Origin of the sequence: Microvirga pakistanensis (assembly GCF_004458765.1) — a bacterium.
Classification (GTDB): domain Bacteria; phylum Pseudomonadota; class Alphaproteobacteria; order Rhizobiales; family Beijerinckiaceae; genus Microvirga; species Microvirga pakistanensis.
In genome coordinates this window covers 1-223 of sequence record NZ_SPJX01000258.1, presented here as the reverse complement: position 1 = coordinate 223, position 223 = coordinate 1, and the positions used below count along the sequence as shown (strand labels likewise).

Below are 223 nucleotides of genomic sequence, written 5' to 3'. Positions count from 1 at the left end.
GGGCCTGAGCGACCTGCGGGTGGTCGGCTCCATGCACGAGCGCAAGGCGCTGATGGCGGAACTCTCCGACGGCTTCATCGCCCTGCCGGGCGGCCTCGGCACGTTCGAGGAATTGTTCGAGGTCTGGACCTGGGCCCAGCTCGGTTATCATAAGAAGCCCTGCGCCCTGCTCAATGTCGCCGGATTCTACGACAGGCTCGCGGATTTTCTCGACGATGTGGTG

1 protein-coding gene is annotated in these 223 nt (G+C 64.1%); it reads left to right on the top strand.

Features of this window, described 5'->3' with window-relative positions; translation table 11 throughout:
* The coding region (locus E4K09_RS14760) for a cytokinin riboside 5'-monophosphate phosphoribohydrolase (RefSeq protein WP_134498249.1) at positions 1-223 on the top strand (223 nt) is incomplete at both ends.